We start from the raw sequence: 25525 nt of genomic DNA, 5'->3' as shown, positions 1-25525 counted from the left end.
GCTCAGTCGTGCCGAAATCCCGGCACGGGCGGTTGTTGTGGGAAGCGGAGACGCAGAGTGGGGTGTGTGTCCGCGGCCGTGGGGGCCGGTTCGAAAGGGACCGGGCCCAGTGTCAGCTCCAGGTCGGAGATTTCCCAGTCGGGGCGGCCGGCGGCGTACATGGCGCGCACCAGCTCCTGCTTCTCGCCGATGCTCCGGTGTGTGCGGAACATGTTCAGGATGGTGCGTCTGTCCCGCATGCTGAGGTTCGCCATGACGAGAGGGATGTCGCGCGCGGCCCGGCACAGGGCGATGTCGGCGAGCACGGACGTCCGGTCGGCACCGGCTTCCTCCATTTCGTTGATGAGCTGGAGCAGTCCGGGCACCTCGCGGCCGCGTGCGGCGGAGATCAGGATGTCCGAGGCATGATCCGGCCAGCCCGACCGGTCCAGCCTCTCGACGAGGGCGAGCAGGTCGTCGGACATCACGGTCGAGCCGTACGTGCTCCAGACCCGTTCGCCTTCTTCAGGGGTGGCGATCTCGTACATCAACAGCCCCAGTTCGAACGCGTCGGCCGGCGAGAACCGTGAAAGGACACGGCGGTAGGCCTCGGGGTCCGCCCTGAGTTCGTAGTAACGGAGCAGGATCTGCTGCTTCATCTGCTTCATCGCCCGCTGCCGTGCGAGGTTCTCCTCCTCGTCCCCGGCTTCGTCCGCGTCCTCATCGTCGTTGTCGGTAGCGGTGACGTCCGTGACGTCGACGTGCGGCGAATTGTCCGGCCTGTCGATGCCGGTGGGGGAGTTGTCCGGCGAGTTGTCCTGGTGGAGTTCGTCGGCCAGCAGATCGAGACGGTCGGCCTTCTCGTCCAGGTGCCGGGCCGCCTTGGCCAACGCGGAATCGACGTCGTCCGCCGTCGCGTCCGCCGGATGCGGTTCGATCACCTCCCGCCCGGCGCTCGCGCCCGCGTGCGCGGGCCTGCCGTCCGGGACCGACGGGCCACGGCGCAACTCCTCGACCTCCGCGCGCAGCGCCGCGACCTGCTCGGCCGCCTCCCTGGCGAGCTGGTCGGCCTTGCGCCGCTCCGATCGAGCACGCACCAGTTCCGCGTCCGCGGCCATCCGCTGCTGCTCGCTGCGTGACAGCTGCGCACGGATCTCGTCGAGGGGCCGCCGAGTGAGCCTCCGGCTGTTGCCCGGGGCCTGCTCGTTGTGGAGGTCGTCGATGTCGCGGTGGAGTTTGTCGACGAGGGCGAGCAGGACCAGGACCAGCTGATTGGCGCTGGAGCGTTCGCGTTCCAGTTCCGCCGAACGCTCGACCGCGCGGACGAGACGGTCCTGGGTGGCCACGTATTTGTGCTGCAGCGCGATGAGTTCGGCGCCCGCCCGCGCGATCGACCCCCAGTCCGTCGGTGACGGCAGGCGGGAAGCCTCGGGCGGCGCGGCCGTTGCGGGTACGCCGGCCCCGCGCGTCTTCAGTTCGTGTGCCTGGGCCAGCAGCATCCGCTGCTCGTCGGCGTCGCGGGAACAGGCGTCGGCCACGGCCTGGACGAATGCGTCGTCCAGTGCGACACCGGAGAACCGGTTGGCGAGAGTCGTACGGCTGGGGATCCGCCCGTCGGGGAAGTGATCGGCCGTCAGACGCTCCCTCAGGAGGTCGATCGTCAGGTCGGCATGGTCCATCCAACCGCGCAGCAACGACGCGAGGTCGTTGTCCAGCGCGGTCGGCCCTTTCAAGGCGGCCCACGGGCGAGTGCGCCGTCGCCCCTCGGTCAACGTCCCTCCCGGGCAACTGGTGGACAAGCAGGGCTTGTTCGGCCTTGTCCCGCTCGTCCGGCGGACAAGTGGACCGCAACATCCCAGCACATTCAGCGTGGTGTGAACAAAACGATCGCCATCACGGACGGAACCCCACCATGCCCGAACTGTTCACCCACGCTCTGACAGCCCTGGCCGAGGCCCTGCTCACCGAACTGCCGGCCCAGCTGATCACCAGCCTCGCGACGGCGGCCGTCGCGGGGTGGTGGGCCGGCCGGCGCCGTTCGCGGGCCGGCCGCACGCGGGAGGTCAAGGACCTCGAAGAGTGACCCGACGGAATGACACAGCGGAATGACACAGTGGTCGGGCCGGCCGGCAGACGTCCACCGGTGCCGTGCTCGACGGCCCGGACGACGGCCGGCCGGCCCACCACCCCGGGTCAGCTCAGCCGGGTGTTGGCGTACGCCTCGATGGCGTCGCGCTGGTACGCGGCCAGCCCCGGTGCGATCGCCTCGTACGCGGCGCGCCAGGCGTCGTTGTCCACGCAGGAGCGCCCGATGGCGCGGTACTCGTCGACGGAGACGGCCCGCAGTCCGGTCAGGGTCCGGTGCTGGGCGTCGATCTCGGCCTGCACGGGCTCGGCGTCGGCGGGGAGGCCGGCGGCCATCAGCTCGGCCAGCCGGATCATCTGCGCCGTGCGCTCGCGCTGCCCGGCGACGACCTCCTGCGGGGTCATCGCGGCGACCCGGCGGTCGACCTCCTGGGCGTGCTCGGGAAAGTCCCGCAGGCTCTCCTGGTACTGGGAGGGCCGGACGCCCTCGAACAGGTTCTCCGGGCGGTTGATGGCGGTCATGGGTGTGCCGTCCTTCCTGGACTGTTCCAGTTCGGCGATCGTGCGGGAAACGGTGCCGGCCAGGGCGTCGAGCCGGTCCCGCTCGGCGAGCAGCCACCGGTGGTGGCCGCGCAGGGCTTCCACCTCGTCGACCTGATCGGCCAGGACCCGGCCGATCTCCGGCAGTCCCAGCCCCAACGCCCGCAGAACGAGAATCTGCTGGAGCAGCAGGAGCTGGCGCTCCTCGTAGTAGCGGTGGCCGTTCGCTCCGATCCGGGCGGGCGGCAGCAGTCCGATCTCGTCGTAGTGCCGCAGGGTCCGGGCGGTCACGCCCGACATCCGGGCGACCTCCGCGATGGGCCAGTCCATTGCCGCCTCCTTCACGATCGCATCCAGGGCCGGTCTTTCCGGCCCTGGTCAGGACGGTAGAAGCTGCCGCAGCGACAACTTCAACCCCGACATCCGGCCTGGTTTCCGTGGTGGCCGGGCCCGTGGCGGTGAAGGCCGGCCACGGTCGTACCTCCGACGCGGGTGGGGCGCCGCCGGAGGCTGTCTATCCGCGATCCGACTCCGACCCGGCGGTGCCGTCCGAGGGCGGGTCGGGATGGGTGAAAAGGATCTCGCGGGCCTGTTCCGCGGCTCGGGTGATGCTCTCGCCGATGAAGTCGACGAAGCGGGCGATGTTCTCCAGGCGGGCGGCGGCCGGGGTGTCGCGGCCGAGGACGGCGACACCCTGCCGTGCGGTCTCGGCGAGTTGGGTGTTGGCCCGGGCGCTGGCCAGTGTCGCCTGGTACCAGACGTCGCCGTCGGCGATGTAGCGCTCGCGGCGGCGCTCGTCGCGTTCCCGGCGTACGAGGCCCTGGCCTTCGAGCAGTGTGATCGCCTTGGAGACGGATGCCGGGCTGACCTGTAGGCGCTGGGAGAGTTCGGACGCGGTGAGGCTGCCGGCGTCGGTGGTGAAGAGGCAGGTCAGCACGCGGGCCATCATCTTGGGCAGACCCGACTGCATGAGGAGGGTGGTGAAGGTCTCCTCGTACTCGCGCACCGCCTCGATGTCGCGTCCATCGGCCTGTGCGGGGGTGTGAGGTCCCGGGGGTGTGGTCTGCCGTCGGCGGTGGGTGCGGCGTTCGGTGGCGCGGTGGGCCAGGTCGGCGCGGTAGACGGTGGGGCCGCCGTTGCGCATCACCTCACGCGTGATCGTCGAGGTGGGGCGGTCGAGACGTCTGGCGATCTCCGCGTAGGCGAGGCCGTCGGCCAACCCCAGCGCGATCTGCTGACGCTCCTGCTGAGTGAGTCTGCCTCCCGGCATCGACATCTCCCTTCACGTTTTCCGGCATCGTCAGCGTAGCGTTCACGCCTTCCCAATGCAACGAACCGAGTGCCTGACGTTGCGTTACCGTCATGTGCATTGCAACGATATGACGGCGCTCACCTGCATTTATGTAATTCATTGGCAATGAACTCGTTGCGTAATCAGTGAACGCTACGTAGCGTTTCTGGTGTCGGAAACAACAAGCGCAAGAGGAGAGCACGATGCAGAAGTACGACACCCCCACCCCGATCTCCGCCGTCCTCGACATCACCGCGGGACGCATCCAGCTCATCGCCGCCGACCGGTCCGACACCTCGGTCGAGATCCTGCCCGCGGACGCCTCGAAGAGCCGCGACGTGAAGGCCGCGGAGCAGACCGAGGTCGAATACGCCGACGGTGTCCTGCGGATCGCGGCCCCGGTGACGAAGCACCAGATCCTCGGCCCCTCCGGATCCGTCGAGGTGACCATCAAGCTGCCGGCCGGCTCCCGCGTCGAGGCGAAGGCATCCGGCGCCGAATTCCGGGCCGTCGGCCGGCTCGGCGACGTCGCCTTCGACGGCGCGCACGGAGCGACCAGGATCGACGAGGCCACCAGCGTCCGCCTCACCGCCCTCGCCGGTGACATCTCGGTCGGCCGCCTGGGCGGCCCCGCGGAGATCAGCACCCCGAAGGGCGACATCCACATCGCCGAGGCCACGCGCGGCACGGTCGTGCTGCGCACCGAGTCCGGCGACGTGTCGGTCGGAGCCGCCCGAGGAGTCTCCGCATCGCTGGACGCGGGCACCGGCCACGGCCGGATCCACAACTCGCTCAAGAACGGCGACGGTGCCGCCGCCGACCTGAACATCCACGCGACCACCGCCCACGGCGATATCACCGCCCGCGGCCTCTGACCCGAAGCCACCGACATCCACAACCCCTGAGGAGAACTGATCATGGTGGAAAACAGCACGTCCCCGACCGACGAGGAGTGGACCGGCATGGTGCCGGTCGACGATACGGCCCTGGCCGTCACCGACACCGGCGGTCCCGGTATCCCCGTGGTCTATCTCAACGGCCAGTTCGCCACCCAGGGGTACTGGCGGCGCACCATCGCCGAACTGGGCGGGGGATGGCGGCACATCACCTACGACGAGCGGGCCCGGGGCAGAAAGTCGAAGCGTTCGGCGGACTACTCCTTCGCCGCCGCCGTCCGGGACGTCGACGCCGTTCTCGACGCCAGGGGCGTGGACCGGGCGCTGGTGGTGGGCTGGTCCTACGGAGCGTTCGTCGCGGCGCACTGGGCAGGCCGGAACCCGGACCGAGCCCTGGGTGCGGTCATGGTCGACGGAGCGTTCCCGTACGACTGGCTCGACGAAGCCATGGAACAGCGGATCCGGAAGATGTTCCGGCGGATGGGCTGGTTCCTGCCGCTGCTGCGCCCGACGGGCCTGGCACCGCGGATGACCGCCGAACAGCAGGCGGACAGCAACATCGAGATCGGCGTGATCTCCCGCGAGCGCGAGCTCGGCCCCGTGCTGGACAACATCACCGTCCCGGTACGGTACGTGGTCGCTTCGGGGACGTCCCTCGGAAGCAAGGGCGACGAGCAGGAACGAATTCGCGCGGGCCTCGACCGGGTCTACGAGCGCAACTCGAACATCCGGCTCGGCGCGAAGGTCGCCAGCAACCACGGCGCGATCCTGAAGAAGGACTTCCCGGCCATCGCCGATGCCGTACGTGAGGTCGCCGCCCTCGGCGACAGGGAGAACTGACCGTCGCCGGTGCCGGGCGGCATGATCTCGGAACCGACCCACCTCATGGAATCGGACAACATCCCACGCGAAGGGGGGCTTCGCTTCGTGGATCTCCGAGGGGGGCTGCGCGGTCACCGCTGCCAGAGCGAGCACGATGGGGACACGCCCCGACGACCCGGCACTCGCGCTCTGCCAGGAACTCCGGCTCCGTGGCGCGGCCGGCTTCGACGAGGCCGTCGCCGAACTGAACCTCGGCCCGAACGAGCGCGAGCGCTGCCGGCGCGATCTCCTGAACCCGGGCCTGATCGTGCCCACGGGCACCGAGCACGACAACGGTCTCGCACTCGCCTCCGGCAGCGCACCCGAGGCGGAGTCCGACACGGTCGCCGTGGTCAGCCCCGAAATGGCACTGATCAAGCTCCTGGAGAGCGAACGGGGCCGCCTCGCCGAGGACCTGCGCCACGCCGAGGAGGTCAACGGCCGGCTGGAGTCGTTGGCCACCCGGTTCCTGCGCGCCGAGGTCCTCGCACCGTCCGCCGAGGTCGAAGTCATCACCGACTACCGGCGCATCCAGCAGGTCCTGGAGGGCATCACCGAGACCGTGGAGCACGACCTCTGCGCGCTGCAGACCCAGATCAGCCACAGCCGCGAGATCCCCGAACGGACCCTGTCCCGCGACCGCCGCCAGATCGCCCGCGGAACGCGGGTGCGCTACATCTTCTCCAGTACGAGTCCCGGCACCGCGATCAGCCGGTCCTGACGGCGAAGGGGCCGCCGTCGCCGAACGCGAGCCGCGCGAAGTTCTCGCCGATGCGTCGGTGTCCCGCCGGGTCGGGGTGGACCTCGTCGGGCAGCGGGAATTCGGCGTAGTCCCGCTCGCCGTACAGGTCACGGCCGTCGAGGTAGTGCAGGTTCGGGTCGTCGGCCGCCCGCTGCTCGACGATCCGGGCGAGTTCGTCACGGATGACATTGAGCGTCAGACGCCCGGCGGCGCGTTCGGCGGGATCGCCGGTCGCCTTGAACCGCAGGGTGCCGCCGTCGAAGTCGGGGGCGAGAGGGCCGGGGGTGTCCTCCTGGACCGGACACAGGATGGGGGACACGACCAGCAGCGGCGTGGCCGGATGCCCCTCGCGGATGGTGTCGAGGAAGCCGTGGACCGCGGGGCCGAAGGCGCGCAGGCGCATCGCGTCGGAGTTGACGACATTGATGCCGACCTTGACGCTGATCAGGTCCGCGGGCGCGTCCCGCATCGCCCGTGCGGTGAACGGATCCAGCAGCGCGCCGCCACCGAACCCCATGTTGACCAGCTCCACTCCGCCCCGGGCCGCTGCCAGGGCCGGCCAGATGGCGGTCGGACGAGTGGCGTTCGAGCCGTGGCTGATGGAGCTGCCGTGGTGCAGCCAGACCCTGCGCCCGTCGTCCGGTGCCTGCTCGACGGGGGCGTCGGTGCGCAGGGCGATCAGCTCGGTGATCTCCGTGTGCGGGAGCCAGATCTCGATGTCCTTGTCACCGGCCGGAAGACCGGTGAACCGGGCGGTGCCGGCCGGCCCCTCCGACAGCTCGGAGGACTGGGTGAGCATGTCGGTGATCGTGCGTACGTTGCCGCCGGCCACCGTGGCCCGGGCGGTGAGACGGCCATCGACCAGCAGGTCGTACACGCCGTCGGCCGGGGCCGGGAGACCTCGGTAGACCCGCTTGGTGGGCAGGGTGTCCAGCTCGATCGTGGTGGCCCGGGTACGGAAGGCCAGCCGTACGCCGGAGGGCTGGGCCTCGGCCACCGCCAATTGGTCGTCGGGGATCTGCCGGCGTGCTCCGGCGGGCAGCCGATGCGGCAGCAGCCCGTGCGCGGTCGTTTCCACATCGAGGAAGCCGCGCAGGAGGTCCGTGGTGACGGGTGTGGTGATCGTGTCGTGCTCGGTGTTCATTGCCTCAGCGCCTCAGCCTGTTGATCAAGGTTCTCGGAATGTTCTGGATGCGCCGGTGCGGGGAGCTTCGGACCGCCTCCGGTGGTGCGGCACCCCGCTGGTCAGGGCGTGGCCCGGTTCCGCAGCAGGGCGTCGAGGGAGTCCACGATCCAGACCCAGGACTCCTGCGAGTCGGGGGAGCTGTGCTCGAAGCCTCCGGCCAGCTCCAGGCTGACGTAGCCGTGGAAGACGCTGCCCAGCATCCGGACCGCGTGCGTCTGGTCCGGCCCGGTCAGGTCGTAGCCGCGCAGGATCGCCCGCGTCATCTGTGCGTGCCGCACCCCGGCGCTGGCGGCCGCCGTCTCGGGATCGAGCCGGAGCCGCGCGGCGGCGTACCGGCCAGGGTGCTCCCGGGCGTAATCGCGGTAGGCATCCGCGAAGGCGGCCAGGGCGTCCTTGCCGGCACGCCCGGCCACGGCGTCGGCGACCCGGTCGGCGAGTTCCTCCAGGGCGAACAGGGCGATCCTGGTCTTGAGTTCCTGGGAGTTCTTCAGGTGTGAGTACAGACTCGCGGCCTTCACGTCGAACCGCCGGGCGAGCGCCGAAACGGTCACCTGATCGAAGCCGACCTCGTCGGCCAGCTCAGCCCCCGCCAGCGTCAGACGCTCCGGGGTCAACCCCACTCTGACCATAAGCTTCCTCCTGTTTGCCGATACCTATTATGCATTTGCCTAAAGCTTATAGGCAAATGGGCCTCTCTCTCATGAAGCCGCTGACCGAGCAGGAGATCCGTACCGTGTTCGTGAACTGCACCAAGGGCGAGGCGAAGCGCCTGTCCGTCCCTCGCGACCTGGCCGAGCGGCCCTGGGGCGACCTGGACTTCCTCGGCCGGCGTGCCCCCCGGGCCCCCGACCGCGCCCACCTCGCCACCGAGCCGGCCGCGAGGGGCGAGTTCACCCGCCCGGTTCCCGATCCGGGCCCCGGCGTAGGACACTCGGGTCAGCAGAACGAAGGAGAGAGATGTGACGGCTCAGCCCGAGCACCCCGCCGGCCCCCGGGTCACCGCTGTCCCGCACACCATCAACGCGATCGGTGACGCATTGACCGGTGCCGAGCGTGCCCGGTTCTACACCGAGGTCCTGGCCGCCGAAGAGGGCGAAGTGCTGGGCGTGATGCGCCGCTGGTGGAAGACGGCGATGCTGCACCGTGCCCCCGCCGCGGTTCAGAGCCGCGCCAATGCCGCGGCCGGTCGCTCTCTCGTCTCCGTCGAGGAACTGCTCGTGGACGAGCCGCGGTGAGCTGGACCGTCTGGACGGAGGAGATCCCGGCACAGACCGTGCTCGACATGCCCGTCGAACTCCGCAGAAAGACGGCGAACTTCCTGCGAGCCCTGGCCATCGAGGCCGGTGGCGCGATCAACCTGGGCAGGAAACCGCCCGGCGACGCGATGGACGACTTCGAGGTCCGATACTCCCTCGAAGTCCCCGGTGAACCGGTCATCATCGAGTACATGGTCGTGCGGGAAGCCAAGGAGATACGCGTCTCGGTCCTGGTCTGGTTCCACTGACGAAACCATCCGTGCCCCGGGACGTCTGCACGTTGTCTGCCGGTCGAAAGGAGCCGGCGACTTGGCGGTCGCGCAGACGGGCGGTTCGTTCATCGGCGGCTGACCGAGCTCGTTCGCGCTGCGCTCAATTCACCGTCGGCATAAGAACCTGGACACTCGCCGGCCCCTTGCCTAGCGTCGCAATCATGGAACTTTCCCAGGTCAACCCTGCTGTCTGGCAGCTGGCCTTCCCGGTCGGGCACGTCCACTTCGTGCGCCTGCCGGACGGTTACGCTCTGATCGACACCGCCGTCCCGGGGTCCGCCCCCGCGATCCTCGATGCCCTGACGCGGCTCGGCGGCCGCCCGGAAGATCTGCGGCAGATCGTGCTCACCCACTCCCACATCGACCACATGGGCTCGGCCGCGGATCTCGTCGAGGCCACCGGCGCCCGCGTCCTGGCGGGAGCCGTGGACGCCCCGTTCATCCGCGGTACCGCACCCGAACCCCAGCCGACGTACACAACCCCGGAACGCGCGCTTCACGAGCAGATCATGGCGGGCTTCGCCGAAGCGGACGTCCAGCCCCTGCAACATGTGCCGGTGGATGTGGAACTGCACGACGGCGACAGCATCGGCGACTGGGGCGAGCCTGTCCACGTCCTGCACGTGCCCGGACACACCCCGGGAAGCATCGCGCTGCACCTGCCCTCCAGCGGCGTGCTTTTCCCGGGCGACATCATCGCCACCGCGGAGGGCCGGGCGATCCTCGGCCCGTTCAACGTGGACAGGGAGCAGGCCATTGCCTCCTTCCGGCGACTGGCGTCGCTCGAGGTGGAAGCGCTGTGCGTCCCGCACGGCGAACCGGTGCTCAAGGGCGCGAACGAGGTGCTGCGGGCGGCAACTCCGGAGAACGACTGGGTGTGAGCCGGGCACAGGCCGATCGATCGCACGGATCCGATCACGACGCCCGGACCGGCTAGGGAACCGTTCACCCGGATCCTGCGTGGCGTCTTGATGTCTTGATGTGTTGTCGGCTGGTGATGTGATCGAGGGGACCGGATGAGAGCGCGGACGATTGTGGGCGTGGCGGTATCGGCCTGTGTGGTGCTGGTGGCGTGCGCATGCGGTCCGGAGAAGACGAAGGAGGACACCGACGCGCGGCCTTCGCAGCCGTCCGCATCCACGCAGGCCGAAGAGCCGTCGGCCACGCCGTCCGTATCCGGTCGGACCGAGAAGCCGCCGGCCGCCCAGACGGGTGGTCGGCCCGCGCCCAGGACGACGCAGGGCGCGATCCAGCGGTACGAGCAGTACCTGCACGCCGTGGGCCACGAGGACCTCGACACGGTCTGCGAAGTGGCCGGACCCGCCGCGAAGAAGGCACAGGACGAGGGGCTCGGCCCGTGCACGGCGACGTACCCCGTCGTGTTCCAGATGATCTCGCCCGTGCAGAAGAAAGCCCTGCAAACCGCGACGGTCGACCCGCGGCGCATCGTCGTGAGCACGCCCGACAAGATCGAGATGCCGACCGCAGCGGTCAGGGCCTCCGTCACCTTCTCCGAGAGCGAACTCGGAAGCTGCACCCTGGAGTACCTCAAGAATGATTGGTACATCACCGACTGAATCCGTACACCGTTCCCATGGGGCCACGGCGGAGTCATGTCACCGGACCGGCTTCGGCCCGATTGACCTTGACACGACGGCACGGTCTTCACTGGGGGCATGAGCATGAACCCCGAGAAGAACATGGCCCTGATGCGTACCGCCTACCAGGCGATGCAGAGCCGCGACGTCGACGCGGGCGCGGAACTGCTGACGGACGACTTCATCGCCAATGTCCCCGGAGCGCCCGACCCGCTGATCGGGCGGGAGGTCTGGAAGCTGGGCACCCGGGCCATGCTCGAAGGATTCCCCGACCTTCGGATCGAGGTCGAGGACATTTTCGGCGCCGACGACAGAGTGGCGGTGCGTGTCCACTTCCGCGGCACCCACCAGGGCGCCTTCCAGGGCATCGAGGCGACGCAGCGGCAGGTGAGCTTCCGCAGTATCGAGCTCTACCGCTTCGAAGGGGACAAGATCGCCGAGGAATGGGTGGCTCCGGACATGAGCTCCCTCATGCAGCAGATCTCAGCCGGCCCGGACCACAGGGGCTGATCCGGAGGCTCGCGGTCTTGGTGGCGGACCGCGCCGTGCTCAGGCAGGCTGAGCTGCATGGTTTCGGTAGTGCAGAACGTGGCGATCGACTGTTCGGGTGCCTATGAGCTGGCCCGGTTCTGGAGTGAGGTGACCGGTTGCCCACTGCATCCGGAGGACGGACGGGGCAGCCGGGAGACCCAGGTGATGCTTCCGGAGGGCCCGCTGCTGTACTTCAACCAGGTGCCGGAACCGAAGACGATCAAGAACCGGATCCACTTGTGCCTGCGCCCGACGACCTCGCGCGAGGAGGAGATCGAGCGGCTGTTGGCTCTCGGCGCCACCCTGGTCACTGATCGCCGGGAGCCCGACGGCGCGGGCTGGGCCGTCCTCGCCGATCCCGAAGGCAACGAATTCTGTGTCCTGCGCAGCGAATCCGATCGCGCTGCGACGTCTTCCTGAGGCTCGGACCTCTGAGGTCCGGGCTTCCTGAGCGTCCGGGCCTCCCGAGGCTCGGGTCTCCTCAGACCCGGACGCTCAGGCCGAGAGCCACATGGCAACTGGGCACAGCCACATGGCCACTCGGCATCCGTCCTCAACTGCTCGTTCCGGAATGGTGTTCGCAGGCGGCGGTACCCATCCTGGCCGATCTCGCCCACCAGGGCGCCGGCCCGTGGCTGACCACCGGTATCGAGCGCAGGCCCCGGCAAGAACTCACCCCCACCGAGAGAGCTCGCAACCAGGCACTGGCCGCAGCACGAGCGCCAGTCGAACGCGGCGTCGCGAGGGTGAAGTCCTGGCGCGTCTTCCGCAGATCCCGATGCGGCCCCAACCGCATGACGTCAAATCGCCAAGGACATCCTCACTCCGGAGCGGCGAAGCTGAAGCAGCCCACTGGGAGAAGAACGACCTCTAATGCCTGGCGCGGGTCAGCTCGCACCTCCCCTCCGAACAGGACCGACGCAGCCGCCCGGCCGAGATGGTCTCCACAAGACCGATCACCCAGCACATCGGGCAGCCGCGCAGCGCGATCAGGCCGACCGGGGCGAGCAGAAGGCTCGCCGGCCCGACGACCGGCAACAGAGTCAGCGCCCCGGCGAGCGCACCGAACCCGACGGCGCCGCGGGCAAGATGGCGCGGGACGGTGTCGCCGGCGAAGCCGCCGCGCGCCGACGCCTTGCGTACACCAGCGGTGCCGGGTACGGAGCTGGGCGGGGAACCGGGTACGGAACCGGGCGTGGCGGTGCGTGTCGCCGTGATCGTGTCAGTTGTCATCGTCGGTTCCTCTCATCATCCCGGCCGGATCGTCCCGCAGCGCCTCGCGTACGGCTGAACGGGCCCGGTGCAGACGGGACTTCATCGCGGCGTTGCTCAGACCGAGCCGGTCGGCGACGGTGCGGCCGGGCAGGCCCTGGACGTCCCGCATGACCAGCACCTGCCGCTGGTCCACGGGCAGGGCGGCGACGGCTGCCGCGACGCGTTCGGCCTCCAGGCGCAGCAGGACGTCCTCCTCGGCGGACCGCGCGGTGCCGCCGAACGCGTCGAACCGGCCCGATGTGCCGAGCCTCCCCTCTTCGCCGATCGGTTCCCGGTGGCGCAGGGCGCGGGTGCGGCGCAGGCACTCGTTGCGGACGATCCGGAACATCCACGACGCCAGCGCCCCGGAGGCGCGCAGCATGCCGATCTTGCGGTAGAGGATGATCAGCGCTTCCTGGGCGGCATCCTCGGCGTCCTGGGGTGTGGCGCACAGCGTGTGCGCGAACCGGTGCACGTGCGGGTAGGAGCCGTACACCAACGCGGTGAGCGCCTCGACATCGCCGCGTTGTGCCGCGCCGATCAGGGTCGCGCCGGGCCAAGTGCGGTCAGCCACGCTGACGCCTCCGGCGGCGCAGCAGCGTGACGGTGCACGCGCACAGTAGCAGCGCGGCGGCCGCGGCGGCGATGACGACGGTGGTCATGGGGTCCTCCCGGTGGGGTGCAGGGCGGACGCGGTCGTCCGCACGCATATGAGAGGCGCGCCGGGCGCGGAAGGATTCACCCCTGCCCACGATCCGGTGGTCCAGGGCGCCTCGGCGCGTACGACCTGTAGACCGCGACCGGGCCCGCGGCGGCCCGCCGGCCCGGCAGCCGGGCCGAAGGGCACCGGCGCCAACAACGGCTCGGCAAAGCCCGCCGGCCCGGCAGCCGGGCCGAAGGGCACCGGCGCCAACAACGGCTCGGCAAAGCCCATACATACCCGTACGTCGGCTCACAACGCCGCATCACGAACCCCATGATTGCGCGTCACCGGGCATGACCGGTGACGCCCGGAGGGGCACTCGCCCGGCCAACCACCCATCGGGGACGCCAAGGCGGAGGCCCCCTCGTTGTCAGTGCCGGATGACATCATCCGGACATGAGCGGCGATTCTTTCAACTGGCACGAATTCCTCGGACGTTGGCAGAAGGAGTGGGTTCCGCGCGAGGAAGACGACGAGAACGAGGACGGCGGGCAGGCCGTCGCCCCTCTGGGCAGGCCCGGGGCGGACGAGGCGGCGATCGCTGCGGCCGAGGAGCGGCTCGGGCGCCGGCTGCCGCCCTCGTACCGGGAGTTCCTGTCCGCGAGCGACGGGTGGCACGTGGACCAGATGGCAGGGATCTATCAGCTCGGCGGCGCCGCGGACATCGGCTGGTTCCAGGATCCGTACGACATGACCCCGATGTACGAGGAGCACCTGGGCGACAACCCGCGCGAGGAGGACGTCCTGCTGGCCGGGATGTGGCAGCGGGCGCTACGGCTGGAGACGGACTCCGACATGTCGTACGCCCTGCTCGACCCGGGCGACAGCGACCAGGACGGCGAATGGGCGCTCTACGTCTACAAGGGCTGGGGCGGTGAGCTGCCGGACCGATACCCGTCGTTCCGCGCGTACATGGAGGCCATGTACCGCGGTTTCCACTCCGTCCGGGTGGAGAGACCCGACTTCGAGAACGCGACGACGCGCGCCCAGGACGCCCATGTGGAGGAGGCCCGCCTGCTGGCCCTGCGCGGACGCTACGAGGAGGCTCTGCCCCTGCTTGAGGAAGCGCTGTCCTTCGGACGGCCGCGGAGCGCCGTCCTGCTGAACCAGATCCGGCATCTGCTGACTTCGCGCAGCTTCCGGAGTTACGGCAATCTGGTGGCCGACCCGCGTTACCTGCCGGAGATTCTGCCCGTGGAGGCCATGTCGCCGGCACGTGGCGAATGGCGGCTGGGCGGGGACGACCACTGGCTCGGGATGATGGCCGCCCGCGGGGCCGCCCGGAAGACCGCCGAAGCCGTACTGAGCGCGATGCGGGACGGCACTCATCGCTACGCGCCTCCCGGCGCATGGGGCCGGGCCGTCGCCGAGGCCCGGGAGTCGGCCTGCTGGGGGGCGACCGACGCCGCGTGGCGGGTGCTGCGGGAGGCGCTCCCGCTGTGGGAGACGCCCGGTCCCTCGCTGATCGCCCCGATCGGCCTGCTCGCCGATCCGGTCCTGGGTCCGCTGATCACCCCGGAGCGCGGGCGGGAGATCCTCGCGACACCACGGGCCGGGGAAACGGGCCCCGTTCCCGGGCAGGCGCCCGATCTCGACCCGCCGGGGCTCGCCTGGCTGACGGAGCCCGCGGCGAACCAGTGGCCGCTCGACGGATACCGCTGTGTCTGGGTCGAAGGAGCCGACCCGTCCCGTCTGCCCGCCCTGATCGGCGAGGAGGGCGCCGAACTGAGCGCGCCCACGGAACCGGGCAAGGCGTCCTGGCGGGCACCCAGGCCCCACGAACGAGAGGGTGTGGAACTCTGGGAGGACCGGGCCGTGGTCGCCGTCGGTCGCACCGCGGAAGCGTGGGCCTTCGCCTTCGAAGGCCACTCCTGCCATCTGAGCAAGCTGTTCCTGTCCCCCGCTCAGGCCGCCTCCTCTTCCGGCCGCGCGGTGGTGGTGTGGCGCGATCCGAGGCGTTCGTCCCCGGGTGACCACCCGACCGCGTTCCATCTGTCGGTGGCCGAACAGGGCGAGGAGCTTTACGCGTTCACCGTGCGGGGCACGGAGATCCAGCGCTCCGGCGCGATACCCGAGGCCCTGGACCCCGTACGACTGTTCCGCCCGGAGGACACCGAGCTGGAGTGCGAGCTGCGTGTGCTGGAGGCCCTGCATACAGAATTCGGGCTCTCGCTCCCGCGTTTCGCGCTGACCCGAGGCAGGCTCCGCACCTTCACCACCCGGTCCTGGACCCGGGCGCCACGCGAGGGCGAGGGTTTCGGCTACGCCTTCATCGGCTTCGCGGGGCGGTGACCGGTCGTGGTGACCGGTCGTGGTGACGGTCGCGGTGACCACTCGTGAAGGCCGGTCGTGGTGGCCGCTGCGGCGGATGGTGGATTCCGACGCCGCCTTCGCTTCGGCCTTCGCTGCTGCCGTCGCAGGCGCCCGGACTCATACGCTATAGTTGATCTTGAGAGTTCGCCGCAACCCACGGCGAACGACCTCGCGTTGGTGGTCCAAGGAAAGACGCCCCGCTTCCCGCGGGGAAATGCAGGTGCAAGGCCTGCCCAGCGCTCGATCGCGAGGCCCTTCCCCCTGCCGGGGAAGGGCCTCGATTCGTTTCTCGCGTGCCCCGTCTCGGCGTCCCGGTCGCGTTACGCGGATCGGCACGACCCGCACGGTCCGGTTCGGGCCCGGCCCTTCGGACCAGGTCCGGTGCGTTTCCTCCCGCCGACGGTGAGCCGGCCCGCTCGACGATCTCGTACAGGTAGAACGCGGATGGCGCGAGACCGGCCAGGATCCGCCGGTGCGCGGCGAGCAGCGCATCCGGGACTTCGGACCGGCACCCCGGACGGCGGCGGCGAGCTCGGTCAGCTGCTCGGCGACAGGCCGCCGCCAGACCGTGGCCGATCGCATAAGGGCCGGTCGGCTGCGCCATACGGGAGGTGGCGCGGCAGCAAGGATTCGAGTCATTTCAGCCCCTGAGCGAGCGGCGCAGAGTGATGGGCGTCATAAAACGGTGAAGCACCTTCCGACTACGGTTGCTCCGCATGACCCACACCGAGATCGACATCACCGCGGAGTTGGTCCGTGACCTGCTGCGAGATCAGCACCCCGACCTGGCCGATCACCCCTTGAAGCTCGGCGCGCGTGGCTGGGACAGCCAGATGTGGCGGCTCGGCGACGACCTCGCCGTCCGGTTGCCCTGGGCAACACAGTCCGCGGACGAGCTGCTGCGCAAGGAACACGCCTGGCTTCCCGCCCTCGCCCCGCACCTTCCGCTGCCGGTCCCCGTCCCACAGCGTCTCGGCGAGCCCTCCGAGCGGTTTCCGAGGCCCTGGATCGTCACCACCTGGGTGCAGGGCGAGCCGGCCGACCGCGCCCCCGCCACGCGCGCTGCGGACGCGGCCGACACCTTGGCCGCCTTCCTGACCGCTCTGCACCGACCCGCTCCCGATGGAGCGCCCGTCGGCCGTGGCCGCGGGGGACCGCTGGCCGACCACGCCGACGAGTTCACCGACGGGCTCGCCTCGGCCACCGAGCTGGGTCTGATCCCCGACCCGGACGCCGTCCGCGCGGTCTGGGAGGACGCCGCCGCCGCGCCGGAATGGGCGGGCCCGGCGCTCTGGCTCCACGGTGACCTGCATCCGGCCAACGTTCTCACCGCGGACGGCACCCTCTGCGGCGTGATCGACTTCGGCGACCTCTGCGCGGGCGATCCGGCCGGCGACCTCGCCGCCCCTTGGATTCTGCTGCCGGACGGCGCCGCCGACCGCTTCTACGAGGGCTACCAGCCGACCCCGGACGCCGCGACCTTGCGCCGCGCCCGTGGCTGGGCGGTGCTGCGCGCCCTCGCCGGCATCCTCATCGGAGACGCCGGCGTCCACGGCCGCCCCGGCGGCAAGCCCACCTGGGGCACACCCGCCCACGCCGCACTGCGACGCCTGATCGCAACGGCCGGCCGCTGATCACGCCCGCGACCAGGCATCGGGATCAACGCCGACCGTCATGACGGCACCACGTACTCGTGGTCCCCGAACGCGCCGTACGGAAAGGCGGAGACGTTCCCGGCGGGCTCGGGCCGCTGTGGCGCCGTGGCAGATCCTTCAGAGCCTTGATCAAGGCCGGAGCCGGCAGGGATCCGAAGAGGTCCGCGGGCTCCCCGCCGCAGCCCCGTCGGCGCGAGGGGAGGGGGCGATCGCACGCCTTCCGCGCTGCTTCGAGCGGGCCGAGTTCGGTCAAGGCCAGCGCCTGGTGCAGGCCGAGGCCGGTCACCGAGCGGGTCGGCCGACGGCCGATGGCGGTCGTGCCGGTCCGCTCTCGGGCGAGGCGTTGGACCGTCGATCCGGCCGGTCGAGACGTTCTGAGAACATGGCAGCGTGACCGTGCCCTACGTCGATCCGCAGCCCGAGGTCCAGATCGTGGAGGTGGACATCCTCGGGACCGATCTGCTCGCCATCGTGGTGAGGTGTCTGGCGACAACAAGGCTGGGCGCCCGCTTCCACTGCGTGAGCCCGCACGGCCGAGCCGTCGACCTGACCCTGACGGAGATCCGACGCTATCCCCGGGTGACGGTCACCGAAGTGGATCCGCCCCACGCCGCTCGCCTCGTCCTCACGGGCACGGGCGCGAGTGAACTTCACCTCCATGCCCGGGACGTCCTTCAGGGCATCAACCCGGTCGCCTGACCCAGCGGCCGAGCGGCCCAGCGGCCGAGCGGCCGAGTGGCCGAGTGGGATGTGAAACGGCGCCGGGAACCGTCGTGCCGACCCGTCGGCGGTGCGCGGCCGGGTGCGTAACAGGGCCGGTTGCACCGTGCGTCGCCCGAGACAGTGCCTGGGCACGCCGGGGACGCCGGACACACCGAGGGCGCAGCACGAGCGCTACGAGTCGGCCGGGGTGCGGAACCCGCGGAACGTCACCGGCCTGCGGGTCTCGAAGCCCAGGCGTTCGTAGAGCGCGACGGCGGCGGTGTTGCTGTCGGCCACGTGCAGGAAGGGACGTTCGTACCGGGCCACGATGCGCGCGGAGAGCGCGCTCACCAGGCGGGCGGCACAGCCTCGCCCGCGGGCTTCGGGGGCGGTGCAGACCGCGCTGATCTCGGTCCATCCCGGAGGCCGTAGCCGTTCCCCGGCCATCGCCACCAGAGTGCCGTTGTCGCGGATGCCGAGGTACGTGCCGAGTTCGGGGGTGCGCGCCCAGAACGGTCCGGGCTTGGTTCGCCCGGCCAGGTCGAGCATCTCGGGCACATCGCCCGGGCCCAGTTCGACCACGTCGGTTCCGCCCTCGGCCCGGGAAGGGACGGGCGAGCCGGGGCCCGGCCAGATCATCTGACGCCCTTCGAGGACGAAGACGGGTTCCCAGTGCGACGGCGGGATCGACGGGCAGTCGAACATGTCCGCGAACCCGTCCGGCCCCAGCAGTTGGGTGAGGTCGGCCCACTCCGCCGGTCCCGGTTGGGCGGGCACTGCGGAGAAGGTCGCGACTCCCGGCAGGTAGGTGAGGGCCCGGCCGTACCCGCGGGCGAGGTGCGCGTGGTGGCCTCGGAGCGACGCGCCCACCGGGTCGTCGAGTACGACAGCGTTGCTGCCCTCCATGGTGCAGTGCCTTCCGTGTCGAGCGTGAGCCGGCGCGCTGCCGTGCGATGCGACGCCCGGGCGCCGCGGCCGGTGCAACGAGCCTCGCTGATCATCTGTCCGCGATCGGACTCTAGTAGGGCCGAGCCGCGCGCCTGGAGAAGGGGTCGACCTTCGTACGGCGGCTGCCCGGCGCCGGGCCCCGCTCCCGGCACGGCCCCACCGCCTCCAACAGCAGTCCCAGTCCCAGCACCCGCCCCTCGGCGAGCGGGGTGATACACACTCGCGGCTGGTGTCACTGCACCGTGTCGAACCGGGCCATGAGCCGGTCTCGTCCGGATGCGCTCACCGACCTACCGGTCGAGGCATCCTGCCGTACCCGGGTCGTTGCATCCACCACCGCGTGCGGTACGAAGTCCGATGTGAACGATCAGACTCAGCCCGCGACCGTCCGCGTGTTCATCGCGCTCGCCCCGCCCGACCACGCGAAAGAGGAACTCGCCCGGGAACTGCGCCCCGCCTATGACTCGCACCCTCGGATGCGATGGAACCGCATCGAGGACTGGCACATCACTCTGGCGTTCCTCGGGGAGCTTCCGGTCGGGACAGTTCCGCTCCTGCGCCCGCCCCTCGCCGACCTCGCGGCGAACCACCGGCCACTCTGTCTGGCATTGCGCGGCAGCGGGAACTTCGACGACCGGGTGCTGTGGAGCGGAATCGACGGAGACCTCGATGGGCTGCACATGCTCGCGGCCGATGTGCGTGCCGCCGTCAAGAACTGCGGTGTCGTCTTCGAGGACCGGCCACTGCGCCCCCATCTGACGCTGGCGCGTGCCCGCCGAGGAGATCGAACCTCGGCAGAAGAGATCGCCGAAAGGCTCGACGGATTCACCGGACGTCAGTGGTCCGCCGAACGTCTGCACCTGGTCGGCAGCAACGCAGGCCGCAGCCGAGGGCCGATCCACTACCGCGACATCGAGGCATGGCCCTTCGGCAACGGCAACCCCACCGGTGTTCGAACGAACCGAAAGCAGCCTGGAGAGGCGTGACGACCGGTTCACCTTCAACCGCACCGTCATCGAAACCCGCACCAATTGCGGACCGCGGTGGTTGCGGGCTGTGGCCGGGCAGGACGCCACCCAGAGGAAGGCACGCATCCATGCGCACTCTCTACGTAGTCACCCATCCGGAGGCCACGCACCACATCGAGGGAGTCGTCGGTGGATGGCACGATTCGCAGCTGACGCCCGCCGGCGTCCGTGCGGCGGTCTCCATCGCCAGGGCGCTTCGGTCCCGGATCCCGGACGGAGCCGAGGTGGAGCTGTTCTCCTCGGATCTGCGGCGCACCCTGCGGACGGCCGAGGAGGTGGCCGAACTGTTCGGCGTGAAGCCGACCTTGGATCGCAGGCTGCGGGAGAAGTCCTACGGGCAGGCGGGGGAATGCCCCAGGAGTGGTTGGACAGGCGTTTCATCCCACCGCCTGCTGTCGGGGAGCGGATGGACCACGACGAGGGTGTGGAGGGTGCGGAGACCAAGGCGGCGTGCGCGCAGCGCATCTACGTGGCCATGGACGACATTCTGCAGAATCCTTGCGAGCACCAGATCATCGTGACGCACGGCGGCTCCCTGACGTTCGTCGTCGCGTCCTGGATCAGGATGCCGATCGAGTCGGCCGGCTATGCCAGTCGCATTCGGTGGCCCACGAGGTGACGACGAAGGCGACCCGCGTCGACGACGTGTGGTGCTGGGTGTTTTCGTAGGTCCCTGTCCAAGCGACAGTGAGTATCGATGGTCCCGGTGCGGCGAACGCCTCGCGACCGTGCGGGACGCCCCACCACGGCCCGTTCACCACGGGCAACGTCCTGCGTACCCCGCATTCAGTTCTCGCGGCCCGCGCGGAGCAGGGGCCGTGGGTGGCCGAAGCCATGGCCGGCATCGCCGACTGCCGTACTCAGTACGAGCACTTCAGCTACTGCCGCGGTGGGCAGGCGACCAGCAAGCACTTCGAGACCGGCCGTCTGGACGCCACCGAGACCGCTTGCTGCCGCACCAGCAGGATCGGTCTCCTGGAGGGAATCCTGCGCCATGCCGCCGAACGCCCCGCACCTGAACAGGACATCGAGTCGTCGGTCACGCTCACCGGACGGATCGAGGCCAGTCGGCACGAACTCACCCTGGAAGCACGTGAGACCGACGAATGCCACGACAACGCCGGCATCTTCGGCTGGGAGCACTGACCGAACATTCCGGCCGTCGGCCGGTGGTGCGAACGACTCGCCTCACGACGCCACGCGGTGAAACCCATGCGGGCCCCCGGGCCCCCGGGACATGGACCCGGGGGCCCGCATGCGTTCACCTGTTCGGTTCCGTCGGCACCCTTCAGTTCCGCCGGGCGTCGGCGCGGGCCTCGGCGGCGGTCTTCAGGTCGTGCAGCCATGCTTCGAGGCCCTGGCGAAGTATCTCCGTCGCGGTGGGCACATCCGCGTCGACCTGGGCACCGGTGTGGGTCTCCTCGGTGTTCACGCGGACGCCGCCCTCGACCGCGGTGAAGTTCCATACGTGGACGCCGTCGATGCGCAGTCCCTCACCGAGCGCGGGGCCGGTCCAGCGGATGCAGGAGCCGGGCCTGAGCTGCTCGACGGTCGAGGTGATGTCCAACTCGGTCGCCGGAGTCGCGGGGTTGGGGGGTATCGGAGTCGTCCACCGGAACGACGAGCCCTTCCGGAGGGGGCCGTGGTCGAGGCGTTCCGCGGTCTTGACGGCGGCCTGCCAGGACGGCCACCGCGCCACGTCCGTCTGCAGTTTCCAGACGGTGCGCAACGGCGCGTGGATCAAGGTCTCGGTCCTGTGGCGAACACGCGCGTCGGGGTCGACGCCTGCCCCGCGGCAGGTGAGGGACGTGCCGGGGTGGTGGTGAGCGGCCCCGGCGGGTGCGGCCGCGGTGCCGAGGACGGCGAGGGCGAGCGGAACGGTGAACAGGGCGGTGCGGATACCGGACATGGTGTTCCCCTTGTTTGTCAGATGCCGGATGGGAGCTGCCTGTTGAGTGCGCCGTGACTGTCGGGCGGATGTCTGTCGTCGGATCGTCGGACGGGGGAGAGAGCGGGACGGCCGCGTGACGCCTCCCGAATGAGCTATAAGCTCATGTGTTCGTTAGAGGTTATAACTCGCGAGTTGATGGAGGGTCAAGACGTTGCATGATAGGTTCTAACGAAACCTTGAAGATGTAGCGGATCGGGTAGGGAAGGAAGGTGGCGGGCCGTGGCCGAGCCGGATCCGAAGACCCCGCGGGAGCGCTACCGCGCCCAGGTCCGTGCGGAGATCAAGGAGCACGCCTGGGAACAGATCGCCACGGCAGGAGTGCCCGCGCTCTCCCTCAACGCGGTCGCCAAACAGATGGGCGTGAGCGGCCCCGCGCTCTACCGTTACTTCGCCGGCCGCGACGAACTCATCACCGAGCTCATCCGGGACGCGTACCAGAGCCTCGCCGACACCTTCCGCAAGGCCCTCGCCGCCGGCGCCGACGTGACCGGTCTGGCGCATGCCCTGCGCGACTGGGCCCTGGAGGATCCCCAGCGCTACTTCCTCATCTACGGCACCCCCGTGCCCGGCTACCACGCCCCCGAGGACACCACCCGGATCTCCTCCCGGATCATGGCCATCCTGCTCGACGCGTGTGCGACCCTCACGCCGGACGGTCCCACGACACCGTTCGGCGCCCACCTGGAAGAACACCGGGACTGGGCCGAAGGTCACCCCGCCACGCCCGCGGCCCTCCATCAGGCCCTGAACTTCTGGACCCGGCTGCACGGCGTCCTGTCTCTGGAACTCGCGGGCCACTTCGCCGGAATGGGCCTCGACCCCGCCCTGCTCTTCGCAGCCGAGCTCGATGACCTGCTCACGCGGCGGGCTTGATGTCATCCGCTTCCGGCGTCGAGTCGGCGGCTCGCATCGGCATCGCCACGTGGACGGATGCTCGAACGGGAGTGCGCCTTCCTGCGGTACGTGGTGGGCCCTGAGCCGCCGCTGATGCGCCGCAGGTTGATCGGCCGTCGGCCACCTCCTCGGCCGCACCGTCATGCCCTCGGCTCCGGCGTCGGGTCCGCCGGCGAGCCCGCCCTTGACTCAGGCAGCGGCTCCGGCGTGCCGTGCCCCTCATGAACCCGTACGCCTGGCACTTGAATCGCTTGCTCGGCCGACCAGTGCCTCGGTGATCTGCCGGGTGGTCTGCGCGGCGACCCGTGGGTCGGCCGCTGCGTAGGAGGTGTAGGCGTTCAGAGCGGTGGCCAGGGCCCAGCCGCGGCCCCGGGCCCAGGTGGCGTCGTCCACGCCGAGCGCGGCCCGGAACGCAGCCCGGCTCGCGGCCGACATCAGGGTGAACGCGATGGTCAGGTCGCAGGCCGGGTCGCCGATGCCGAGCCCACCCCGAAATCGATGACCGCGCTGAGACGGCCATCGACGGTCAGCGGATCGCCGGTGTGGAAGTAGCCGTGGAACCAGACCGGAGGGCGGTCCCGTTCCGGGGCACCCAGCGCCGCGTCCCACAGCTCGGTCAGGGCCGCGGCATCGAACTCGCGCGCCGCAACGGCTTTCCCCCGGCGATTGAGCCGGACCGGCCAACGAGCCGAGCGGAGAGCCGAGTTCAGGGACCGCATCCCCCGGGACCGGCCGCCTGGTCAGCCCTCACCCGTACGATGTCGGCTCGGGGCGATCTCCTTCGGGCCGTAGAGGGCCGCGGTCTTCCCGGTGGCCAGAGCCCAGTAGCTTCCGGTCGGAGCGGGCTTCCTCGCCGATGTTGAGGGCGGCGTGGGTGTGGCAGGCGCCCTCGCTCTCCTCCGGATCCGCGTTCATCATCGCCTGGCCTTGAGCAGCCGGTCCAGCGCGCCGTCCCTCAGGTACGCGAAGGCGCCTTCGGGGCCCCGTCGGCGTGCGTCGACCAGCAACGAGTCACTGCGGCGGACGTTGTGTCGAACTCATTCATGGCGCGATCATCCCGCAGCTGATCGAGGTGTCCCAGGCGGCGATCCCGTGAAGGGAGACACGGCCCCGGGAGAACCGGCGTCGGACGCTTCAGCCGTACTGGTGCACCTGCGACCGGTCCCGGACCGGCGTTGCCCACCACGCGGGCCATTTCCCGGGCGAACCCGGACATGCCCCTTGAGCTGGGGTTGTTACAAGCCAACGCTGTTTTCTGGAACCGAAGTCGCTGAGACAGAACCCGGACATCGGCAGGATCATTTCAGGATCGACCCGGCCCTAGTGTCATTGGTGTCAGCAGGAAACACCGCAATCGACAGCCGCTGGAGTTCACGATGCGTTCGCATCTCGCCGCCCGTTCCGCCCGCCTCGTCCTGGCCGCCGCGGCCGTGACGGCCCTCGCCGCCACCGCCACTGCCTGTGGACCAGAGGACATCGAGGACGCCGGCAGTTCCACGGCCCCCTCCGCCGTCGCTTCCGCCGGCGGTGACAACTCCTCCAGCGACAGCCCCTCCACCGGTGGCTCCAGCGACAAGAAGAGCGACTCCGGCGCCAAGACCGGCTCAGGTTCCGGCTCCGGTGACGGCGAGAAGAGCGGTTACGGGCAGTCCTGCGGCACCAACGACCTGGAATTCACAGTCACTTCGGAGTCCCAGGCCGGCGGCTACTACCTCGTCACCGCCAAGGCCAAGTCCGGCATCACCTGCTACCTGGACACCAACACCCCCACCGTGTCCTTCGGCTCCGGTGCCGACGGTGTCGCCTCGCCCGTCGGACAGGGCGGCGAAGACCCCATCAAGCTCACCGGTTCCGCAGTCGCGTACACCGGTATCAGCCCCAAGACCACCAACACCGATGACGGCAAGGAATTCGAGAACGTCATCATCGCCACCACCGAGGACGATCCCAACCCCGCCGAGCTCAAGCTCCCCGAGGCCACCAACGTCGACAAGCCCATCGTCACCAACTGGGCCACCAACCGCGCCGAGGCCATCCCCGTCATCGTCTGAGCGGTCGGCAGGAGCTGTCGGACCTGCGCGTTACGTTGAGGGCAAGACCGAACGCGTCGGGCCGCTTCTTCGACATCGTGAGCCGGATCCACATGCCTGCGTGGTCCCGCGGCCGCGTCGCGCTGGCGGGCGACGCCGCGCACGCGACCTCGTTCCTCTCCGGCCACGGGTCGAGTGTCTCGCTGGTCGGCGCGTACGTCCTGGCGGGCGAACTGGCCACGCACGCGGATCACGGGGACGCTTTCGCCGCCTACGAGCGCCGGATGCGGCCCTTCGCGGAACGCAACCAGGCGCTGGCCACCGAGGGTGGCACCATCGTGACCCCGACGACGCAGGAGCAGCTCGACGCCCGCAATGCCGTGGTGCGTGACCCGCAGTCGGGGAGGAAGACGGCGAGCGCCGAAGAAGGACGCGCGGCGCACTCGGCGCTGGTGCTGCCCGACTACGCGGTGGCCGTCCGAGACGGAGCACCGGGGCGCGCGGGCGCGCGGCGGTGAATCGTTCCGCCGGCCACATTCATGATTCACGCGCCTCGACCAACCCGCTCACCTCGATGAAGGACGCAACCTTCCGGATCGTTCGGAGCCCGGCCCCTCCGCAGGAACCGGACAGAGACCGGAGCCGGCGGCATCGACCACCATCCGGGGGAGCGGAGTGATCGTTTCTGTGGTGACGTTCCGCGCGGCGCCGGTGTGGGGCGTGACACGCGCCCCCCCCCGCCCCCGCAAACCCCGGCATGGTAAACCCCGACGGTCCGCCCGGGGGTACCCCGGGCGCGCGCGAGGCCCC

28 protein-coding genes and 4 pseudogenes are annotated in these 25525 nt (G+C 70.0%); 22 read left to right on the top strand and 10 right to left on the bottom strand.

Annotated elements, in window-relative coordinates; all coding sequences use genetic code 11:
• Positions 1 to 2: 2 nt before the first annotated feature.
• Entirely contained in the window at positions 3 to 1712 is a 1710-nt protein-coding gene (locus ACFVH0_RS13280) for a hypothetical protein (RefSeq protein WP_385819670.1), read from the bottom strand.
• Between the two features lie 179 nt (positions 1713 to 1891).
• Here ACFVH0_RS13280 and ACFVH0_RS13275 point away from each other — a divergent pair, with 179 nt between their 5' ends.
• Positions 1892 to 2062 (top strand): hypothetical protein, encoded by a 171-nt coding sequence (locus ACFVH0_RS13275; RefSeq protein ID WP_385819669.1) that lies wholly within the window; start codon positions 1892 to 1894, stop codon positions 2060 to 2062.
• Between the two features lie 110 nt (positions 2063 to 2172).
• Here the strand turns inward: ACFVH0_RS13275 and ACFVH0_RS13270 are convergent, their stop codons facing one another.
• Complete coding sequence (locus ACFVH0_RS13270; protein ID WP_385819668.1) at positions 2173 to 2934, bottom strand: MerR family transcriptional regulator; 762 nt, start codon at positions 2932 to 2934, stop codon at positions 2173 to 2175.
• Positions 2935 to 3118: 184 nt separating this feature from the next.
• A complete protein-coding gene (locus tag ACFVH0_RS13265) occupies positions 3119 to 3874 on the bottom strand; it encodes a helix-turn-helix domain-containing protein (RefSeq protein WP_385819667.1) in 756 nt (251 codons plus the stop codon).
• 224 nt (positions 3875 to 4098) lie between these two features.
• Between ACFVH0_RS13265 and ACFVH0_RS13260 the strand changes: the two genes are divergently transcribed.
• The 3 genes from ACFVH0_RS13260 to ACFVH0_RS13250 all read left to right on the top strand — a co-directional run bounded on the left by ACFVH0_RS13260 (position 4099) and on the right by ACFVH0_RS13250 (position 6373).
• Complete coding sequence (locus ACFVH0_RS13260) at positions 4099 to 4770, top strand: DUF4097 family beta strand repeat-containing protein (protein WP_385819666.1); 672 nt, start codon at positions 4099 to 4101, stop codon at positions 4768 to 4770.
• Positions 4771 to 4812: 42 nt separating this feature from the next.
• Positions 4813 to 5631, top strand: a complete 819-nt coding sequence (locus ACFVH0_RS13255; protein ID WP_385819665.1) for an alpha/beta fold hydrolase — start codon at positions 4813 to 4815, stop codon at positions 5629 to 5631.
• A 136-nt stretch (positions 5632 to 5767) separates the two neighbouring features.
• Positions 5768 to 6373 carry a hypothetical protein gene (locus ACFVH0_RS13250; RefSeq protein ID WP_385819664.1) on the top strand — a complete coding sequence of 202 codons (606 nt, stop codon included), beginning with the start codon at positions 5768 to 5770 and terminating at the stop codon, positions 6371 to 6373.
• Here the strand turns inward: ACFVH0_RS13250 and ACFVH0_RS13245 are convergent.
• The gene (locus ACFVH0_RS13245) at positions 6360 to 7538 is read right to left on the bottom strand and encodes a GDSL-type esterase/lipase family protein (RefSeq protein WP_385819663.1); all 1179 of its coding nucleotides are present in this window, start codon (positions 7536 to 7538) and stop codon (positions 6360 to 6362) included. The two genes, ACFVH0_RS13250 and ACFVH0_RS13245, sit on opposite strands and share 14 nt — an antisense overlap.
• A gap of 101 nt (positions 7539 to 7639) precedes the next feature.
• Positions 7640 to 8209, bottom strand: coding sequence for a TetR/AcrR family transcriptional regulator (locus ACFVH0_RS13240; protein WP_385819662.1), 570 nt, complete (start codon positions 8207 to 8209; stop codon positions 7640 to 7642).
• 71 nt (positions 8210 to 8280) lie between these two features.
• On the opposite strand from ACFVH0_RS13240, the pseudogene ACFVH0_RS13235 reads away from it, so the two are divergent.
• From ACFVH0_RS13235 to ACFVH0_RS13200, 8 genes and pseudogenes are all read left to right on the top strand, one after another.
• Positions 8281 to 8448 (top strand): annotated as a pseudogene (locus ACFVH0_RS13235) (FBP domain-containing protein); the annotation flags it as partial.
• Positions 8449 to 8539: 91 nt separating this feature from the next.
• A complete protein-coding gene (locus ACFVH0_RS13230) occupies positions 8540 to 8815 on the top strand; it encodes a hypothetical protein (protein WP_385819661.1) in 276 nt (91 codons plus the stop codon).
• Positions 8812 to 9084, top strand: a complete 273-nt coding sequence (locus ACFVH0_RS13225) for a hypothetical protein (RefSeq protein WP_385819660.1) — start codon at positions 8812 to 8814, stop codon at positions 9082 to 9084. The genes ACFVH0_RS13230 and ACFVH0_RS13225 overlap by 4 nt, the downstream gene beginning before the upstream one ends.
• 185 nt (positions 9085 to 9269) lie before the next feature.
• Positions 9270 to 9989: an MBL fold metallo-hydrolase gene (locus tag ACFVH0_RS13220; protein ID WP_385819659.1), complete on the top strand. Its 720-nt coding sequence runs from the start codon at positions 9270 to 9272 to the stop codon at positions 9987 to 9989.
• Positions 9990 to 10148: 159 nt separating this feature from the next.
• Entirely contained in the window at positions 10149 to 10685 is a 537-nt protein-coding gene (locus ACFVH0_RS13215; protein ID WP_385819658.1) for a hypothetical protein, read from the top strand.
• Between the two features lie 99 nt (positions 10686 to 10784).
• The gene (locus ACFVH0_RS13210) at positions 10785 to 11216 is read left to right on the top strand and encodes an ester cyclase (RefSeq protein ID WP_385819657.1); all 432 of its coding nucleotides are present in this window, start codon (positions 10785 to 10787) and stop codon (positions 11214 to 11216) included.
• A 57-nt stretch (positions 11217 to 11273) separates the two neighbouring features.
• Positions 11274 to 11657 carry a VOC family protein gene (locus ACFVH0_RS13205; protein ID WP_385819656.1) on the top strand — a complete coding sequence of 128 codons (384 nt, stop codon included), beginning with the start codon at positions 11274 to 11276 and terminating at the stop codon, positions 11655 to 11657.
• A 155-nt stretch (positions 11658 to 11812) separates the two neighbouring features.
• Positions 11813 to 12080, top strand: a pseudogene (locus tag ACFVH0_RS13200) (transposase family protein); the annotation flags it as partial.
• A gap of 27 nt (positions 12081 to 12107) precedes the next feature.
• On the opposite strand, the gene ACFVH0_RS13195 reads toward ACFVH0_RS13200, so the two are convergent.
• Positions 12108 to 12470, bottom strand: a complete 363-nt coding sequence (locus ACFVH0_RS13195) for a hypothetical protein (protein ID WP_385819655.1) — start codon at positions 12468 to 12470, stop codon at positions 12108 to 12110.
• Entirely contained in the window at positions 12460 to 13065 is a 606-nt protein-coding gene (locus ACFVH0_RS13190) for an RNA polymerase sigma factor (RefSeq protein WP_385819654.1), read from the bottom strand. The genes ACFVH0_RS13195 and ACFVH0_RS13190 overlap by 11 nt, the downstream gene beginning before the upstream one ends.
• 525 nt (positions 13066 to 13590) lie before the next feature.
• Between ACFVH0_RS13190 and ACFVH0_RS13185 the strand changes: the two genes are divergently transcribed.
• The 3 genes from ACFVH0_RS13185 (at position 13591) to ACFVH0_RS13175 (ending at position 17861) form a co-directional block, all read left to right on the top strand.
• Positions 13591 to 15486: an SMI1/KNR4 family protein gene (locus ACFVH0_RS13185; RefSeq protein WP_385819653.1), complete on the top strand. Its 1896-nt coding sequence runs from the start codon at positions 13591 to 13593 to the stop codon at positions 15484 to 15486.
• A 737-nt stretch (positions 15487 to 16223) separates the two neighbouring features.
• Positions 16224 to 17141, top strand: a complete 918-nt coding sequence (locus ACFVH0_RS13180) for an aminoglycoside phosphotransferase family protein (protein WP_385819652.1) — start codon at positions 16224 to 16226, stop codon at positions 17139 to 17141.
• Positions 17142 to 17552: 411 nt separating this feature from the next.
• Positions 17553 to 17861 carry a hypothetical protein gene (locus tag ACFVH0_RS13175; RefSeq protein WP_385819651.1) on the top strand — a complete coding sequence of 103 codons (309 nt, stop codon included), beginning with the start codon at positions 17553 to 17555 and terminating at the stop codon, positions 17859 to 17861.
• A gap of 195 nt (positions 17862 to 18056) precedes the next feature.
• Here the strand turns inward: ACFVH0_RS13175 and ACFVH0_RS13170 are convergent, their stop codons facing one another.
• Entirely contained in the window at positions 18057 to 18770 is a 714-nt protein-coding gene (locus ACFVH0_RS13170; RefSeq protein WP_385819650.1) for a GNAT family N-acetyltransferase, read from the bottom strand.
• 401 nt (positions 18771 to 19171) lie between these two features.
• Here ACFVH0_RS13170 and thpR point away from each other — a divergent pair, with 401 nt between their 5' ends.
• The 4 genes and pseudogenes from thpR (at position 19172) to ACFVH0_RS13150 (ending at position 20986) form a co-directional block, all read left to right on the top strand.
• Positions 19172 to 19798 (top strand): RNA 2',3'-cyclic phosphodiesterase, encoded by a 627-nt coding sequence (thpR, locus tag ACFVH0_RS13165; protein WP_385819649.1) that lies wholly within the window; start codon positions 19172 to 19174, stop codon positions 19796 to 19798.
• Positions 19732 to 20124 (top strand): annotated as a pseudogene (locus ACFVH0_RS13160) (phosphoglycerate mutase family protein); the annotation flags it as partial. The gene thpR and the pseudogene ACFVH0_RS13160, both read left to right, overlap by 67 nt.
• Positions 20125 to 20246: 122 nt before the next feature.
• The gene (locus ACFVH0_RS13155; RefSeq protein WP_385819786.1) at positions 20247 to 20459 is read left to right on the top strand and encodes a histidine phosphatase family protein; all 213 of its coding nucleotides are present in this window, start codon (positions 20247 to 20249) and stop codon (positions 20457 to 20459) included.
• Positions 20460 to 20527: 68 nt separating this feature from the next.
• The gene (locus ACFVH0_RS13150) at positions 20528 to 20986 is read left to right on the top strand and encodes a hypothetical protein (RefSeq protein ID WP_385819648.1); all 459 of its coding nucleotides are present in this window, start codon (positions 20528 to 20530) and stop codon (positions 20984 to 20986) included.
• Between the two features lie 142 nt (positions 20987 to 21128).
• On the opposite strand, the gene ACFVH0_RS13145 is transcribed toward ACFVH0_RS13150, so the two are convergent.
• A complete protein-coding gene (locus ACFVH0_RS13145) occupies positions 21129 to 21749 on the bottom strand; it encodes an SRPBCC family protein (protein ID WP_385819647.1) in 621 nt (206 codons plus the stop codon).
• Positions 21750 to 22010: 261 nt separating this feature from the next.
• Here ACFVH0_RS13145 and ACFVH0_RS13140 point away from each other — a divergent pair, with 261 nt between their 5' ends.
• On the top strand, positions 22011 to 22664 hold the full coding sequence (locus tag ACFVH0_RS13140; RefSeq protein WP_385819646.1) for a TetR/AcrR family transcriptional regulator: 654 nt from the start codon (positions 22011 to 22013) through the stop codon (positions 22662 to 22664).
• A gap of 240 nt (positions 22665 to 22904) precedes the next feature.
• On the opposite strand, the pseudogene ACFVH0_RS13135 reads toward ACFVH0_RS13140, so the two are convergent.
• Positions 22905 to 23323, bottom strand: a pseudogene (locus tag ACFVH0_RS13135) (phosphotransferase); the annotation flags it as partial.
• A 738-nt stretch (positions 23324 to 24061) separates the two neighbouring features.
• Between ACFVH0_RS13135 and ACFVH0_RS13130 the strand changes: the two are divergent.
• On the top strand, positions 24062 to 24736 hold the full coding sequence (locus ACFVH0_RS13130) for a DUF4232 domain-containing protein (RefSeq protein ID WP_385819645.1): 675 nt from the start codon (positions 24062 to 24064) through the stop codon (positions 24734 to 24736).
• A 92-nt stretch (positions 24737 to 24828) separates the two neighbouring features.
• The gene (locus tag ACFVH0_RS13125) at positions 24829 to 25233 is read left to right on the top strand and encodes an FAD-dependent monooxygenase (RefSeq protein ID WP_385819644.1); all 405 of its coding nucleotides are present in this window, start codon (positions 24829 to 24831) and stop codon (positions 25231 to 25233) included.
• Positions 25234 to 25525 lie beyond the last annotated feature (292 nt).

It is taken from the genome of Streptomyces sp. NPDC127117 (genome assembly GCF_042677325.1).
In the GTDB taxonomy this organism is placed as follows: domain Bacteria; phylum Actinomycetota; class Actinomycetes; order Streptomycetales; family Streptomycetaceae; genus Streptomyces.
Note: the sequence above shows the minus strand (reverse complement) of the source record. Positions and strands in the feature narration are given on the sequence as shown.

What these genes read in the sequence shown, in the direction of transcription:
- ACFVH0_RS13255 (WP_385819665.1), top strand. Translation starts at nt 4,813, where the DNA reads ATGGTGGAAAACAGCACGTCCCCGACCGACGAGGAGTGGACCGGCATG.
- ACFVH0_RS13260 (WP_385819666.1), top strand. Translation starts at nt 4,099, where the DNA reads ATGCAGAAGTACGACACCCCCACCCCGATCTCCGCCGTCCTCGACATC.
- ACFVH0_RS13245 (WP_385819663.1), bottom strand. Translation starts at nt 7,538, where the DNA reads ATGAACACCGAGCACGACACGATCACCACACCCGTCACCACGGACCTC.
- ACFVH0_RS13145 (WP_385819647.1), bottom strand. Translation starts at nt 21,749, where the DNA reads ATGTCCGGTATCCGCACCGCCCTGTTCACCGTTCCGCTCGCCCTCGCC.
- ACFVH0_RS13180 (WP_385819652.1), top strand. Translation starts at nt 16,224, where the DNA reads ATGACCCACACCGAGATCGACATCACCGCGGAGTTGGTCCGTGACCTG.
- ACFVH0_RS13170 (WP_385819650.1), bottom strand. Translation starts at nt 18,770, where the DNA reads ATGGAGGGCAGCAACGCTGTCGTACTCGACGACCCGGTGGGCGCGTCG.
- ACFVH0_RS13220 (WP_385819659.1), top strand. Translation starts at nt 9,270, where the DNA reads ATGGAACTTTCCCAGGTCAACCCTGCTGTCTGGCAGCTGGCCTTCCCG.
- ACFVH0_RS13240 (WP_385819662.1), bottom strand. Translation starts at nt 8,209, where the DNA reads ATGGTCAGAGTGGGGTTGACCCCGGAGCGTCTGACGCTGGCGGGGGCT.
- ACFVH0_RS13205 (WP_385819656.1), top strand. Translation starts at nt 11,274, where the DNA reads ATGGTTTCGGTAGTGCAGAACGTGGCGATCGACTGTTCGGGTGCCTAT.
- ACFVH0_RS13270 (WP_385819668.1), bottom strand. Translation starts at nt 2,934, where the DNA reads ATGGACTGGCCCATCGCGGAGGTCGCCCGGATGTCGGGCGTGACCGCC.
- ACFVH0_RS13195 (WP_385819655.1), bottom strand. Translation starts at nt 12,470, where the DNA reads ATGACAACTGACACGATCACGGCGACACGCACCGCCACGCCCGGTTCC.
- ACFVH0_RS13275 (WP_385819669.1), top strand. Translation starts at nt 1,892, where the DNA reads ATGCCCGAACTGTTCACCCACGCTCTGACAGCCCTGGCCGAGGCCCTG.
- ACFVH0_RS13125 (WP_385819644.1), top strand. Translation starts at nt 24,829, where the DNA reads ATGCCTGCGTGGTCCCGCGGCCGCGTCGCGCTGGCGGGCGACGCCGCG.
- ACFVH0_RS13250 (WP_385819664.1), top strand. Translation starts at nt 5,768, where the DNA reads ATGGGGACACGCCCCGACGACCCGGCACTCGCGCTCTGCCAGGAACTC.
- ACFVH0_RS13155 (WP_385819786.1), top strand. Translation starts at nt 20,247, where the DNA reads ATGGACCACGACGAGGGTGTGGAGGGTGCGGAGACCAAGGCGGCGTGC.
- ACFVH0_RS13185 (WP_385819653.1), top strand. Translation starts at nt 13,591, where the DNA reads ATGAGCGGCGATTCTTTCAACTGGCACGAATTCCTCGGACGTTGGCAG.
- ACFVH0_RS13210 (WP_385819657.1), top strand. Translation starts at nt 10,785, where the DNA reads ATGAGCATGAACCCCGAGAAGAACATGGCCCTGATGCGTACCGCCTAC.
- ACFVH0_RS13130 (WP_385819645.1), top strand. Translation starts at nt 24,062, where the DNA reads ATGCGTTCGCATCTCGCCGCCCGTTCCGCCCGCCTCGTCCTGGCCGCC.
- ACFVH0_RS13265 (WP_385819667.1), bottom strand. Translation starts at nt 3,874, where the DNA reads ATGCCGGGAGGCAGACTCACTCAGCAGGAGCGTCAGCAGATCGCGCTG.